This window comes from Actinokineospora sp. NPDC051303 (genome assembly GCF_055586285.1).
Map to the genome: position 1 here is coordinate 19,923 of NZ_JBVJIN010000060.1, position 12,476 is coordinate 32,398.

General features: G+C 70.1%; 16 protein-coding genes. 7 read left to right on the top strand and 9 right to left on the bottom strand.

Annotated features, from left to right (window positions below; genetic code table 11):
- Positions 1 to 128: 128 nt before the first annotated feature.
- The 3 genes from ACZ6SD_RS28820 to ACZ6SD_RS28830 form a co-directional block, all read right to left on the bottom strand.
- Complete coding sequence (locus tag ACZ6SD_RS28820) at positions 129 to 1,121, bottom strand: hypothetical protein (protein WP_465320155.1); 993 nt, start codon at positions 1,119 to 1,121, stop codon at positions 129 to 131.
- A 158-nt stretch (positions 1,122 to 1,279) separates the two neighbouring features.
- Positions 1,280 to 1,687, bottom strand: coding sequence for an SMP-30/gluconolactonase/LRE family protein (locus ACZ6SD_RS28825; protein WP_465320170.1), 408 nt, complete (start codon positions 1,685 to 1,687; stop codon positions 1,280 to 1,282).
- 624 nt (positions 1,688 to 2,311) lie between these two features.
- Positions 2,312 to 2,725: an HIT family protein gene (locus tag ACZ6SD_RS28830; protein WP_465320156.1), complete on the bottom strand. Its 414-nt coding sequence runs from the start codon at positions 2,723 to 2,725 to the stop codon at positions 2,312 to 2,314.
- 53 nt (positions 2,726 to 2,778) lie between these two features.
- On the opposite strand from ACZ6SD_RS28830, the gene ACZ6SD_RS28835 reads away from it, so the two are divergent.
- From ACZ6SD_RS28835 to ACZ6SD_RS28845, 3 genes are all read left to right on the top strand, one after another.
- Positions 2,779 to 3,399, top strand: coding sequence for a TetR/AcrR family transcriptional regulator (locus ACZ6SD_RS28835; RefSeq protein WP_465320157.1), 621 nt, complete (start codon positions 2,779 to 2,781; stop codon positions 3,397 to 3,399).
- Positions 3,400 to 3,781: 382 nt separating this feature from the next.
- Entirely contained in the window at positions 3,782 to 4,204 is a 423-nt protein-coding gene (locus tag ACZ6SD_RS28840) for a hypothetical protein (protein ID WP_465320158.1), read from the top strand.
- 66 nt (positions 4,205 to 4,270) lie between these two features.
- Complete coding sequence (locus ACZ6SD_RS28845; protein WP_465320159.1) at positions 4,271 to 5,362, top strand: MBL fold metallo-hydrolase; 1,092 nt, start codon at positions 4,271 to 4,273, stop codon at positions 5,360 to 5,362.
- 1 nt (position 5,363) lies between these two features.
- Here the strand turns inward: ACZ6SD_RS28845 and ACZ6SD_RS28850 are convergent, their stop codons facing one another.
- The gene (locus ACZ6SD_RS28850; RefSeq protein ID WP_465320160.1) at positions 5,364 to 6,380 is read right to left on the bottom strand and encodes a hypothetical protein; all 1,017 of its coding nucleotides are present in this window, start codon (positions 6,378 to 6,380) and stop codon (positions 5,364 to 5,366) included.
- A gap of 43 nt (positions 6,381 to 6,423) precedes the next feature.
- Here ACZ6SD_RS28850 and ACZ6SD_RS28855 point away from each other — a divergent pair, with 43 nt between their 5' ends.
- Complete coding sequence (locus tag ACZ6SD_RS28855) at positions 6,424 to 6,945, top strand: GNAT family N-acetyltransferase (protein WP_465320161.1); 522 nt, start codon at positions 6,424 to 6,426, stop codon at positions 6,943 to 6,945.
- A 1-nt stretch (position 6,946) separates the two neighbouring features.
- Here ACZ6SD_RS28855 and ACZ6SD_RS28860 read toward each other — a convergent pair whose 3' ends face one another.
- Entirely contained in the window at positions 6,947 to 7,417 is a 471-nt protein-coding gene (locus tag ACZ6SD_RS28860; protein WP_465320162.1) for a hypothetical protein, read from the bottom strand.
- On the opposite strand from ACZ6SD_RS28860, the gene ACZ6SD_RS28865 reads away from it, so the two are divergent.
- Positions 7,394 to 8,860 carry a hypothetical protein gene (locus tag ACZ6SD_RS28865; RefSeq protein WP_465320163.1) on the top strand — a complete coding sequence of 489 codons (1,467 nt, stop codon included), beginning with the start codon at positions 7,394 to 7,396 and terminating at the stop codon, positions 8,858 to 8,860. The two genes, ACZ6SD_RS28860 and ACZ6SD_RS28865, sit on opposite strands and share 24 nt — an antisense overlap.
- Positions 8,861 to 8,898: 38 nt before the next feature.
- Here ACZ6SD_RS28865 and ACZ6SD_RS28870 read toward each other — a convergent pair whose 3' ends face one another.
- From ACZ6SD_RS28870 to ACZ6SD_RS28885, 4 genes are read right to left on the bottom strand one after another with little or no spacing between them, the layout of a single operon-like run.
- Positions 8,899 to 9,087: a DUF397 domain-containing protein gene (locus ACZ6SD_RS28870; protein WP_465320164.1), complete on the bottom strand. Its 189-nt coding sequence runs from the start codon at positions 9,085 to 9,087 to the stop codon at positions 8,899 to 8,901.
- A gap of 25 nt (positions 9,088 to 9,112) precedes the next feature.
- Positions 9,113 to 9,316 (bottom strand): DUF397 domain-containing protein, encoded by a 204-nt coding sequence (locus ACZ6SD_RS28875; RefSeq protein WP_465320165.1) that lies wholly within the window; start codon positions 9,314 to 9,316, stop codon positions 9,113 to 9,115.
- Between the two features lie 27 nt (positions 9,317 to 9,343).
- Positions 9,344 to 9,550, bottom strand: a complete 207-nt coding sequence (locus tag ACZ6SD_RS28880) for a DUF397 domain-containing protein (protein WP_465320166.1) — start codon at positions 9,548 to 9,550, stop codon at positions 9,344 to 9,346.
- Positions 9,547 to 10,386 (bottom strand): helix-turn-helix domain-containing protein, encoded by an 840-nt coding sequence (locus tag ACZ6SD_RS28885; protein ID WP_465320167.1) that lies wholly within the window; start codon positions 10,384 to 10,386, stop codon positions 9,547 to 9,549. The genes ACZ6SD_RS28880 and ACZ6SD_RS28885 overlap by 4 nt, the downstream gene beginning before the upstream one ends.
- A 254-nt stretch (positions 10,387 to 10,640) precedes the next feature.
- Here ACZ6SD_RS28885 and ACZ6SD_RS28890 point away from each other — a divergent pair, with 254 nt between their 5' ends.
- Both ACZ6SD_RS28890 and ACZ6SD_RS28895 read left to right on the top strand, forming a co-directional pair.
- Complete coding sequence (locus tag ACZ6SD_RS28890; RefSeq protein ID WP_465320168.1) at positions 10,641 to 11,138, top strand: hypothetical protein; 498 nt, start codon at positions 10,641 to 10,643, stop codon at positions 11,136 to 11,138.
- A gap of 460 nt (positions 11,139 to 11,598) precedes the next feature.
- On the top strand, positions 11,599 to 12,291 hold the full coding sequence (locus ACZ6SD_RS28895) for a histidine phosphatase family protein (RefSeq protein WP_465320169.1): 693 nt from the start codon (positions 11,599 to 11,601) through the stop codon (positions 12,289 to 12,291).
- Positions 12,292 to 12,476 lie beyond the last annotated feature (185 nt).

Consider the following 12,476-nt stretch of genomic DNA (forward strand, 5'->3'; position numbering starts at 1 on the left):
CCGTCTCGCCGCCGACGCGGGCGGTGCGGCGGCTGGGCCCCGGGGTCGACGCAGGGCGGCGCCGGGGCCTCGTCTTGCTCTGGGGCTCGGGTCGGTGACGACGCGCGATCACGCTGCCCAGGGCCGGGTCATCGGGCGGAGGAGGTGTCCTCCGGCTCCTCGAAGTCGTCGTCCAAGTCGCCGTGGTCTCGGTTGCCGCGCGGCCACAGGGGCTGGTCGGCGGCGTCCTTTCCGTCCGGCCGGGGCAGCTGGCGCCGCGATTCCTCGCCCTGGGCGTCCAGGCGGGGCCAGTTGACCGCGCTCAGGGCGGGGCGGTCGGCGGTGGCGTCCAGGCGTTCGGCGTACTGGGGGGCGATTTCGGACTTGGTGACGGCCGCGGACAGGCGGGCGAAGGTGGGGATCAGGTCGGCGGCTTCGCGGACCTGCTCGGGGTGGCGGGCCAGCCACCACACGACCGCGGTGCCGGGGTCCACCAGGACCTCGTCGGCCAGGTACGCGCGGGTGCGCTGTTCCAGCTCCTGCTCGTGGTGGCGGACCTGCTTTTCCTTGCGCAGCTCGGTCAGCCGTTCCAGCCGCCGGGCGTCTTCCTCCGGGACGGTCAGGGCGACCTGCTCGGCCCAGGCCACGATCTGGCCGGAGCGGTCGGGGAGCATGGCGCCGAGTTCGGCGGCCAGGCGGGTCTGCACGGCGGCGGTGTCGGTGGGGGAGCCGCCGACCGTGACGTGCCGGGCGCGTTCCAGGATGGAGTGCACAGCCAGGCCGCGCAGGTTCCCGTGCTGCGGCACGCCGCCGGTCGGGGTCCAGCAGACGGTGCAGGACAGGATGAACCGGTAGTACGGCTCCGCGCTGTCGACGGGGATCGCGGGCACGTGGTGCTCGGCGTGCGGCGGCGGCTCGGCATTCGGCTGCTTTCGCTGGCGCATTGCCTCGGCGCGCAGCTCTTTTTGCTCACGGCGGAACAAAATCTGTTTGACGATCATCGCGCCTAGGGCCAAAGACAGCACCAAGACCGCGATCGTCAGCCAGTCCGCCCAATCAAGTGCGAAGCCCAGCACCACGGGCAACACCGCGGCCGCGCCCAGGACGATGGCGGGCGCGCGCCAACGCGCAGCTTTTTCCACATCTAGGTGGGTACCTGGTGCGGCCCGAAAGTAGTAGCCCGCGCAACTCGATTCCCTCGAACATACGAATCACGCTGGAGCGTCAAGCGATCACTCTGGGCCATTCAGGGGCTTGCGAATACCGCCATTTCGCCGCGTGCGCGATGTGGTGATAGTCACTACCATGTCACAGTCTTCGGCAGGGTCGTCGCGCACCGGACCGAGGGCCGCCCGCGCACCCCGGGGGCGCACGCGTGCACCGCGCCTTCGGCTGTCGCGATCAGCAGTGTCTCGCCGACGAAGCAGCAGCCGACCGGGGTCGCCGACGGCAGGCGCACCACCGCGTGCGCCCCGCCCGCCGCGTCGACCCGCCACACGCCGTCCGGGGTCGCCGCCCACACGTGGCCCTCGTCGTCCACCGCCACCCCGCGCGTCCGCGCGGCCAGTAACACCCGCTGCGGCCCCAGAATCCCGTTCACGAGGTCGAAATCGTGCGCGACGAGGCCGTCCGGGCAGGCGCGGTAGACGGTGGCCGTGTCCGGGCTCCAGGCGGCGTCGAACGTGCGCGCCCCCGGGGTTCGGGCCACCGCGCCGCTCAGGTCGACGCGCCGGAACCCGCCCGCGTCCAGCCACAACCGGCCCGCCGGGTCGCTCCAGAGTCCGGTCGCCGAGGGCAGAGCCAGCGGGGTCGTCCGGCCGTCGCGGCGCAGGTGGACGGGATCGCCGCCGACAATCCACCCCGGCTCGGTCGGGACCGCCGCGTGCGCGATGCCGTCGATGCCGAGGGTGGCGACGTGCCGGAAACGGCCAGAAGCCAGTCGTGCCAAGCGAAGCAGCCCGGCGCGGGCGTCCACCCAGGACAGTTCCGAGCCGGTCCAGACCAATCCGCCGACCCGCTCGCCCACGATGTCCGCGCACACGGCCGCGTCGAGTTCGCGCGGTTTGATCGACGCCATCCGCCCTCCAAGTGGTTCGACCATCGTCCGAACTCCAGGCCGCAGACCGTCGGTCCGGTGGGCAGGACTCTTCCCCTCCCGGGACGTCGGCGCCGCGCCGCCCGATGTTTCCGTCTTTACCGTGACAAGTCCGATTGCCGCACGTGCCACAGCCAGCACGTTAGGGTCGCCGCCGGGCACTTTCGACCGGTAGTCACTCGATCCGCCGAAAAGCGGTCTTCCGCCGGGATTCTCGCGGTACTGTTTCTCGTTTTGTCAGAGCGCGGCCCGGATGCGCTCGGCGTAGGCCTCGGCGGGGTGCTCGTCGTCGTAGGGGTGGCGGGGGCCGAGCCAGAAGCGCAGGCCGTCCTTCTTCCGCCGCGGAATCACGTGCAGGTGCAGATGCGGCACCGACTGGCTGATCACATTGTTGATCAGGATCATCGATCCGTCCGCGCCGAGGCCGTCCTCGACGGCCCGCTGCAACCGTTGGGCGAGGGCGAAGAACGGGCCGACGTCGTCGGCGGGCAGGTCGCTGAGCACGGCGTGGTGCGCGCGCGGGACCAGCAGGACGTGGCCGTGGAACAGCGGGCGGTGGTCCAGGAAGGCCAGGGCGCCCGCGTCGGAGTGGACGACCGTCGCCGGGGTCTCGCCGGCGAGGATGCGACAAAACGCGCATGTTTGCGACATGGGTTCCTCCACCTGGCCCAAGGGGCCTGATCGACGTGGGCACAATGGTGCGCGTGACCGTTCCAGACACGCCCTACCAGGTTCGGCGGGCGCCGACCCAGTATCGGGCCAGCCGTCAGATCGAACGCATCCTGGACGCGGCCGCGCGGGTGGTCGCCGAGAAAGGGTTCTCGGCGGCGACGACGGCCGACATCGCGAAGGCGGCCACGGTGTCGATCGGGTCGGTTTACCGCTACTTTCCCGACAAGATCGCGGTGACGAAGGCCGTCGCCGAGCGCAACGCGCTGCGGTTCCAGGCGCGGGTGCAGGAGGCGGTGGGCGAGATCGCGCCCGAGGAGTGGCGGGCCGCGGTCGAGCTGGCCTACTCCGTCTATGTCGACATGTGCCGCAACGACGACGGGTTCCGCGCGATCAGCGGCGCCGGTCTCGCGGCGGGAGAGTTGGAGGAGCCCGGCCAGTTCGATGACCCGTTGGCCTGCGCCTTCTCGGATCTGCTCGTGGGCAGATTCGGGTTCGCCGACACGCCCGCGCTGCGGGCCACCCTCCTGCAGTGCGTCACGGTCGGGGATGTGTTGACCCGCCTGGCGTTCCGGCTCGTCCCGCTCGGGCACGAGGACACCCTCGACCAGACCCGTCGGATCATCGTGGACCTGGTCGCCGCGCACGCGCCGTGAGCCAGGGTCCGCTGTCGAAAAGTCGCTAGCGGTTTTCCGGCATATCAGTGGGATGCGGCTCCACTGTGTCCCTTGGGGACGATCGTTCCCGTCCCGTCCACACCGGCCAGGGCCGGAGGCTCCACGTGCGCCTCCGGCCCTTCGGCGTTTCACCGGATGACACAAATCGGAACCTTCCGCTCGCCCGGCTCGCCAAAGTCACCCGCCCGGGTTGTCCCATTGGTGTCACTAACTACAAAATCTCCCCATACGGCATTCGGGTGATGTACACAGTCGTTAACGAGCACACCGTGTCATCAAGTGGCTAATTGCGGCGACAATGACACCGGCCAATCGGGTGATGACGATGAGCCAGCCTTGCGAGACGTCACAATCGGCTGAGTTGAGCGATGTGGACGACCTGCTCCGCGCCGTGGTCGCGGACGGTTTCACCGTGTACCTCTGCGGCGGAGCCGACCGGCCGGAGGCCATTGTGGCGACCTATGCCTGGGAACAGCACGTCGACTACGTCGTGATCAAAGACGCGCACGACGTCACCGCCGCCCGGTCCAGACACGACGGCGACTGGGACGTCTTCACCGCGGCCGAGGTCGTCTGGTCCTACCAGGGCCACGCCCGGTGGGCGCTGCGGGCGATCCTCGACCTGCCGCCCCCCGAGCACCCGGACGCGCCCCGCGCCGAATACCCGGCGCCCGCGAGCCTGCGCGTCGACCCGGCGCACCTCGCCGAGATCGCCGTGCGCGTGCCGCGGCCGGGGCTGGTGGCCCGGCGGGCGATGCGGCTGCGGATGGCGGGCTGGAAGTAGCGACGCTCCCGTCCGGACTCGGGCGAACAGCGGCGGCCAGCCGATCCCGGTGGCAGGATCGATCGCATGAGACGATCCCTGGCCGCCCTTGGCCTGGCCGCCGCGGCGGCGTGGGCAGTCCGCGAAGTGCCCGCCGCGGTCGGCGGCAAGGCGCGCGGCGACCGCGCCGAGCGGATCAGCCGGTCGCCGCAGTTCCACGACGGCGCGTTCCGCAACCGCGCCAAGGCGCGCCCGGTCCCGCCCGGGGCGATGCGCGACATCGTGCGCGAGATGCTGTTCGGCGGCGTGGCCCGCAAGCCGTCCGCGCCGATCCCATTGGTGCCGCCCGCCCCGGCGGCGGACCGCGCCGAGGGCCTGCGGATCACCTGGCACGGCCACGCGACCACACTGGTGGAGATCGACGGCGCCCGCGTCCTGTTCGACCCGGTCTGGAGCAAGCGGGTGTCGCCGTCGCGGCGGATCGGCCCCCGGCGGCTGCACGAACCGCCGGTGCCGCTGGCCGAACTGCCCCGCGTCGACGCCGTGGTGATCTCCCACGACCACTACGACCACCTCGACATGGCCACGATCCGCGCGCTGGCCGACGCCCAGGAGACCGTGTTCGTCGTCCCGCTCGGCGTCGGCGCGCACCTGGAGCGGTGGAAGGTTCCTGGGGCGCGGATCGTGGAACTCGACTGGTCGCAGGAAACCGAGGTGGCGGGCGTCCGGCTGATCGCCACCCCCGCGCAGCACTTCTCCGGCCGCACGCTCACCCGCGACGACACCCTGTGGGCGTCCTGGGTCGTGGCCGGTCCCACCCGCAAAGTGTTCTACACCGGCGACTCCGGCTACTTCGACGGCTACGCCAGCATCGGCGCCGAGCACGGCCCGTTCGACGCCGCGCTGGTCCAGATCGGCGCCTACAGCGACGCGTGGCCCGACATCCACATGACCCCGGAAGAGGGCGTCGCCGCGCACATCGACGTGCGCGGCGGGCTGCTGATTCCGGTCCACTGGGCCACTTTCACCCTCGCCGTGCACTCCTGGACCGACCCCGTCGACCGGGTGTGGGCCGAGGCGAAGGCCCGCGAGGTGCCGCTCGCCGTCCCCCGCCCCGGCGAGTGCGTCGACGTGGACAACCCGCCCCCGGTCGACCCGTGGTGGCAGACGCTGGCGTGAGCTAATCCAGCCCCAGTCCTAATCGGACACGCGCCAACGCGAACGCGTTCTCGCCCGCGTAATCCCACGGCAGGCTCGACGGCCGGTTCCCCACCCGCGACAGGTGCCACCGGGCGCGGTCGGGCTCCCCGGCCTCCAGCATGGCCCAGCCGAACAGGTTGTGCGCCTCCTTGGCGAACGGGCCGGACGGCTCGACGGCCCGCCACTTCTCCTCCGCCGCGACCAACTCGGCGCGCAACTCGGGCACGAAATAGCGCACGTTGAGCCGCACATACGACCAGGTGCTGCCCTCGGCGATGAACCGGTCGCCCTCCTTGAGCAGGTACTCGGCGTGCGCGATCGGCAGCATCGCCACCAGCGGGCTCCCCGGCGCGGCCTTGGCCACGGTGTCGCGGGCGAAGGAGAACATGTCCTCGTGCGACCCGCCCCACTTGAGCGCGAGATTCTGCAACCGGGCCGCGTGCACCGGGTAGGAGGTGGCGCCCCGCTGGATCGCCTCCACCCACACCAGGTCGCGCTGGGTGCGGTCCAGGCGCATCCCGCGCGCGTACCGCTGCAACTCCACCCACGGCGTCGCGTCGCCCGGAGCGAGCCGGGCCGCGGCCATCAGCGGGTCGCGGGCCTCGCGCAGCCGGGCGAAGAACAGCCGGAACCGGTCGTCGCCCACCGTCCGCGCCCACCCGCCGCCCCGGATCTCCCACGCCTCCGCGACGAGCGTGCACCCCAGCCACAGCAGAATGTCCGCCCCGTCCGCCGGGCTCAGGTCCTCGGTGACCATCCCCTTGATCTCCGTCGACTGCCCCACCGCGGCCTCGGCCAGCGCCCGAACCCGTTGCGCGCGCAACTCATGGTCGTCGCGGCACTCGCCCAGCAGCGCCAACGCGGCCTTGCGGTGCCCCTCCCGCACCGCGTCCACCCCCGCGTCGAGGGCCACGTCGTCCCAACACCGGTCGAGCACCAGGTGCTCGGCGAGCGCGGCGGCCTCGGTCTTGGCCCTCTTCCGGCCGAACAGTCCCATATCGGCCACAATATCCACTGTCGCCACCGGGTTAGGCTCGGTCGTGCTCACGTTCCGCCGCGCGACCCTCGCCGACGTCCCCACACTGGTCTCTTTGGTCGAATCCGCCTACCGTGGCGAAACCAGCCGCGCGGGCTGGACCAGCGAAGCCGACCTACTCGACGGCAGACGCACCGACGCCCCAGCCGTGACCGAGGCGATCACCACCCCTAAGAGCGCCATCCTGGTCGCCGAACGCGACGGCGCCATCGTCGCCTGCTGCCACGTGCGCGACCGGGACGGCAGCGGCTATTTCGGCCTGTTCGCCGTCACCCCCACCTCGCAGGGCGACGGCATCGGCGGCCGGATGCTCGCCGAGGTGGAGCGTTTTGTCGCAAGGGAGTGGGGTTCGCCTGCACTCACCATGCTCGTCCTGACGGGCCGGGACGAACTGATCGCCTGGTACCTCCGCCGCGGCTACCACCACACCGGCGAGACGGTCCCTTTCCCCTACGCCACCAGCCGCTTCGGCATACCCCGCCGCCCCGACCTGGCCTTCGTGGTCATGACCAAGTCATTGAACTGACTCACTCGCGCAGTCGGAACAGCGACAGCGGGCTCTTTCCGGTGTTGCTCGACACCATGTCCTCGCCGTTGGGCCCCCGGAAGTGAAGTTTCACGACGTCCTGATCGGCGAGGAACGCTCCCTCCACGGGGAAGTGAGGGTCTTTTCGGATTCGGCGCGCGAGTGCGCCCGCCAAGTCTTTGGCGACACTGTCCGGTGTTCCGGTTCCCACCCCGCCGAGTTCCTTTCCGAGCACCTCGCTGATGCCGTCACTTCGTTCGAGGGCGCTGGCGAGTTGGTAGGCCGAGAGGAACGGCCTGCCGAAGGGATGTTCGTTGGGCGGGACGGCGCGCAGCGCCGCCACCACTTTTTCGGTCAGTTCGTCCTCGTGGATGGTCATGCCGCGTGCATCGCGCGAGTAGGGACATCCGTTGCGGGAAGTGTCGGATGCGCAGGCGAGAATGGGTCGGTGACCACCGCGATTCTCGATCACATCGTCGCCCACCTCGACCCGAGTGGGTGTGGGCTGCTGCCCGGCGGGGACGAGTTGCCCGACGAGGTGCGGCGGGATGGGCGGGTGCGGTGGGCGTCGGGGGCGCGGGACGGGGCGCAGGGGCGGCACGCGGGTGGGGCGGCCGGAGGGTTGCCGGAGTTGGTCACCGCGGCGGTGAGCGGTGCGGCGGCCGAGTACGAGCGGCTCTACGCGGCGTTGTGCATGACCGAGGTGTTGGCGGGGCTGGACGACGTGTTGCGCGGGTTGCGGGCGGCGCCCGTCGACGGGGTGCGGGCGTTGGGGGTGCGGTTGGTCACCGAGGGGCGGCACCGGGAGCCGGTCAAGTTCGGGATCGGTCTGCTGGGGCTCGGCGCGGGCGCGGCGGAGCGCGACCTGCTGCTGCGGGTCGGCAGGCATGAGGAGTTCACGATGTTCGCCGCCGCCGCGATCCTGACCAGCCACCCCGATCCGGAGCCGGTGCTGCTCGACCTCGCCCGCAGTGTGCAGGGGTGGGGGCGGATCTGCGTGGTCGAGCGGTTCGGCATGGACGCCGGGCCGCGGGTGCGGGACTGGTTGCTGCGCGGCGGTTTCCGCAACTCGGTGATGGACGAGTACCTGGCGCACAAGGCGGCCACGGTCGGCCGCCTCGCCGACGCGCTGGCCGACGACGGCATCGATGACGAACTCCTGGCGGGCGCGGGCGACATCATCTGCGCGCTCATCGACGGCGGCCCCGCCGAGGGCATCGACGACTACGACGAAGCGCCGCTGGCCGTGCGGCTGCTTCTGGGCCACCTGGAGCGGCGCGCGCACAGCCTGCGGCACTTCGTGATCACCGCCCGCGTCGAGGAGTTCCTGTCCGGCCCCGGGTGGGAACGCCGCTACCGCGCCGGCTGGGACCTCGCCCGGCACGAGGTGATGGTCCGCCGCTGCCGCGACCTGATGGCCGAGCCGCACTGGCGCGAACTGGCCGAACGCGGCCTCACCGCCCCCGACGACCGCACCTTCCACGACGCCCGCTACGCCGCGCGCGTCCTCGGCGTCGACCCGTTCCCCGCCACCCTCGCCCGCGCCCGCACCACCGCGGACGGCACGGAGTGGTTCAGCCTCATGGCCGACGCCACCGAAAACCGCCTCCCCGAAATCCTGACCCTGGCCCGCGAAGTGCTGCCCCTGTCCGATCTGGCGACCGGCCCCGACTCGGCGTACTCGATCCTCGACACCATCGTCACCCGCCTCCGCGACTTCCCCGGCCACGGCGTCGAGTTCGTCCTCGCCGCACTGCGGTGTCCGGTGGCCCGCAACCGCATCATGGCCGTGAAAACCCTCACCGGCTGGGGCCCCGAGACTTGGCGGCCCGAAGTGCAGTCCACCCTGCGCCAAGCCGTCGCCGACGAACCGGACCCCGGCCTGCGCGAGAGCATGGCCCAGTTGCTGAAATGAGGGCGGACGGCAAGCACGCCGTCCGCCCTCACCGCGGATCAGTTCCCGCGCTTGGCCTTAGTGAGGAACGCGGTGATCTCGGCGTTGGTGAAGCAAAGGACGGGGCTGTTGTCGCCAAGTTTGCTGTCCCGCACGGCGATCAGCGCGGTGCCGGTGCTCTTGCCGATCTCGACGCAAGCGCCGCTGGTTGCCGATCGGGACGACTTCCGCCATGCCCAGTTGGTCATCTCAACTCCTTGCGAGGGTTGGTGATCACGCCAGGTCGACGGACTCCCCGCGCTTGGCCCTGGTGAGAAACGCGGTGATCTCGGCGTTGGTGAAGCACAGGACGGGGCTGTCCTCGCCGAGTTTGCTGTCCCGCACGCCGATCGTCACCGTGTCGGTGCTCCTGCCGATCTCGACGCACTGACCGCTGGTGGCTGATCGGGATGACTTTCGCCATGCCCAGTTGGTCATCTCAACTCCTTCGCGAGGGTTGGGTGATTAGGCCAGTTCGGTGAACTTGTCGTGCTTGGCGCCGTGGAGGAAGGCGGTTATGTCGGCGTTTGTGAAGCGCAGGATGGGGCTGTTGTCGCCGAGTTTGCTGTCCCGCACGCCGATCGTCACCGTGTCGGTGCTCTTGCCGATCTCGACGCAAGCGCCGTTGGTGGCTGATCGGGAGGACTTCCGCCAGGCCCAGGTGGTGGTCATCTCAACTCCTTACGAACTTTCCGGATCATCGCCGCCGAGTCTGCCTCGGAGAGCGCCATCTCCAGCAGCCGGTCGGAGATGGCGACGTACTCATCGATGTCCTCGGGATCGTCCCTGTAGCGGCCGCCCATTCGATCTTCCAGGTACACCACGCCCGGATCGCGGGCGATGGGGAACTCCAGGACGATGAACGGTCCGTGCAAGGCCGGGTGCACACCCAGTGTGTAGGGCAGCACGCGGATTGTCACGTTCGGCCGCTCCACGATTGCCAGTAGGTGGTCGAGTTGTTGGCCGAGCACGTGGGGGCCGCCGATCCGGCGGTGCAGGACGGCCTCATCCACGATGGCCACCAACTCCAGCGGAGCCTCTTCCCGATCCAGGACCTCTTGACGCCGTATCCGCAAGTCGAGCCTGCGCAAGACCTCGGCGTCGTCCAAGGCTTCGTCGTGACCGCGGAGCAAGGCCTCGGCGTACGACCTGCATTCAAGGATGCCCATTACGGTCATGGCGTCGTAGGTGACGATGCGGCTCGCGCCCTGTTCCAGGCCCAGGTACAGGTCGAAACCCGGTGGCAGGGTCATCGACTCGTCGGTCTCGAAGACCGCTGGGCCGCGCCGGGCCTGGACGATCAGCTCGTTGAAGCCCTCGACCAACTCTTCCGCGCCGTAGAACGGGAGCAGGAGTTCGACGTCGATGAGTTTGGGCAGGTTGCGGCCGGTCTCGAAGTGCCCGATGCGGCTCTTGGTGGTGTCGATCCGCTTGGCGGCCTCGCCCTGGTTCAGGCCTGCCGCCTCGCGGAGGCGCTTGAGTTCGAACGCCACGTAGCGCCTGATCACCGATGGCGTGGTCGATAGCGGCACTGGTCTCCCTTTCACCCGATCGGCACAACGTTTTCGTAGACATCTACGGCCTACCTCGCTCTATAGTAGGCCACCAGATGGCCAACTATAAGCAACCATCTCACACCTGGTGGCCGCCTGCTCCGGCGACCGGGCTCGAACACCCGACAGTGAAGATCAGCGAGAAGGGGAACCCCAGTGACCACACACAACGCCTCGGCGTCCACCCACCGCGCGGCGGAGGTGGCCCGATGACCTGGTCCGGTTCGCGAATGGAGTTCAGCGTCGGTGTGCACGTCAGCAGCAAGGAGCCGGTCGCGCTGCGCCTGAGCAGCGACGGCGGCGCCTATCTGGCCATCGGCGACAACGTCGAGATCACCCTGACCGAGGCCCACATCGCCGACCTGCGCGACCAGGCGGCGGTCGTCCTGAACGACCTGGCCGCCTTCCACTCCGCCGAAAGCGTGATCCGCGACGGGCTCACAATCAGCCACCAGGCCACCACCACCGCCGAGCACGCCAAAACCCAAGCCGCCAAGGCCCTCGCGGCAGGCGCCCACCAACAGGCCACCGACGCCGAAGCGGCCGCCAAGAAAGCCACCGACGCCGCCACCCTGGTGCGCGGCGCCGTCCAAGCCGCCCTGGAGGTGATCAACACCGCCAAGGAAGCCACCGAATCCGCAGGCGAAGCCGCCGCCACAGCCGCCCGCGCCGCGGCCCTAGTCTCCGATGGCACACCCGCGGCCTGACCCCGACCACCAGCGAGTGAGGCGTGGCAATGGGCCGACCCGCCCGAGGCGACGCGCGCCGCGATTGTCGAGCACACCGGTCCGGTCGGCGCGGCGCGCACGGTTTCCGAGGGCGGACTCGCCCCTCGCGGCTGTGGTCGGCGGGTCGGGTGGACCGGTGTTCGTCAGGGAATGCCGGTGGGGGCGCGTGGCCTGACGGTGGTCGGCTTATCGGCGCGGGCAGAGCGCGATCAGCCTGCGCGAGACGTCACCGAGCGTTCGCGGCGTGCTGGGTGGTACACCCTCGCCACACACCGACTACAGCCCAACCGCGCCCGAACGACTGGCCATAACGGGCCGCCAGGTGCCCGCTGAGGCGCGGGTTCGGCCGGTCGGGGTGGGGGCTTAAGCGGGTATCGTCCGAGCGGCATCTCGACGTGCCGGTTGACGGATGGCCTATCCGGACGGTCTTCTGTGGTCTGTGTCGACTGCCGAATACCGTCAGCCCCGTTACGTTCCGCCGCCGGGCTCTACCGAGTTCCTGCTGATCCGCCATGGCGAGTCCGCCCCGGCCCGCCCGGACAACCCGTTCCCGCTGGTCGACGGCCAGGGGGACCCTGAACTCGCGCCGGAGGGCAGGCATCAGGCCGAGCGGATCGCCGCTCGGTTGGCCAGCCAGCACATTGACGCCATCTACGTCACCAACCTGCGCCGCACCGCCGAGACGGCCGCGCCGCTGGCCCGTGCGGTCGACCTGAAGCCCCTGATTGAGGCCGATCTGCGGGAGGTGCATCTCGGGGAGTGGGAAGGCGGGGTGTTCCGGCGGAAGGTCGCCGAGGGGGACCCGGTGGTGCTGCGGATGCACCAAGAGCAGCGCTGGGACGTCATCCCGGGCGCCGAGGACGCGGAGAAGTTCGCGAAGCGGGTGCGTGCGGGGGTCGAGCGGTTGGCGGCGGCGCATCCGGGGCAGCGGTTGGCGGTGTTCACCCACGGTGGGGTCATTGCCCAGGTGCTCGCGCTGGCTAGTGGGTCTACGCCGTTCGCGTTTCTCGGGGCGGACAATGGGTCGCTGTCGCAGGTGGTGGTGCACGGGCAGATGTGGCAGGTGCGTCGCTTCAACGACACCGCTCACCTGGACCAGTCGTTGACGCTCGCCAGCGCGCCGTTGACCTGATTGGCCAAGGCTCTTGGGCGGGGTTGCTCGATGGGTTCCGTTGGTCCCGGGTTTCGTGCTGTCTGCTCGATGGGGTGGAGTGGTTTCTTCGGGGCCTTGGTCTCAGGTGGTGGGTGCGACACCGTGGTTGATCAGGAGTTCGTTGAGTTTTTCGGTGGGGGTGGCCCAGTTCAGGGTCATGCGGG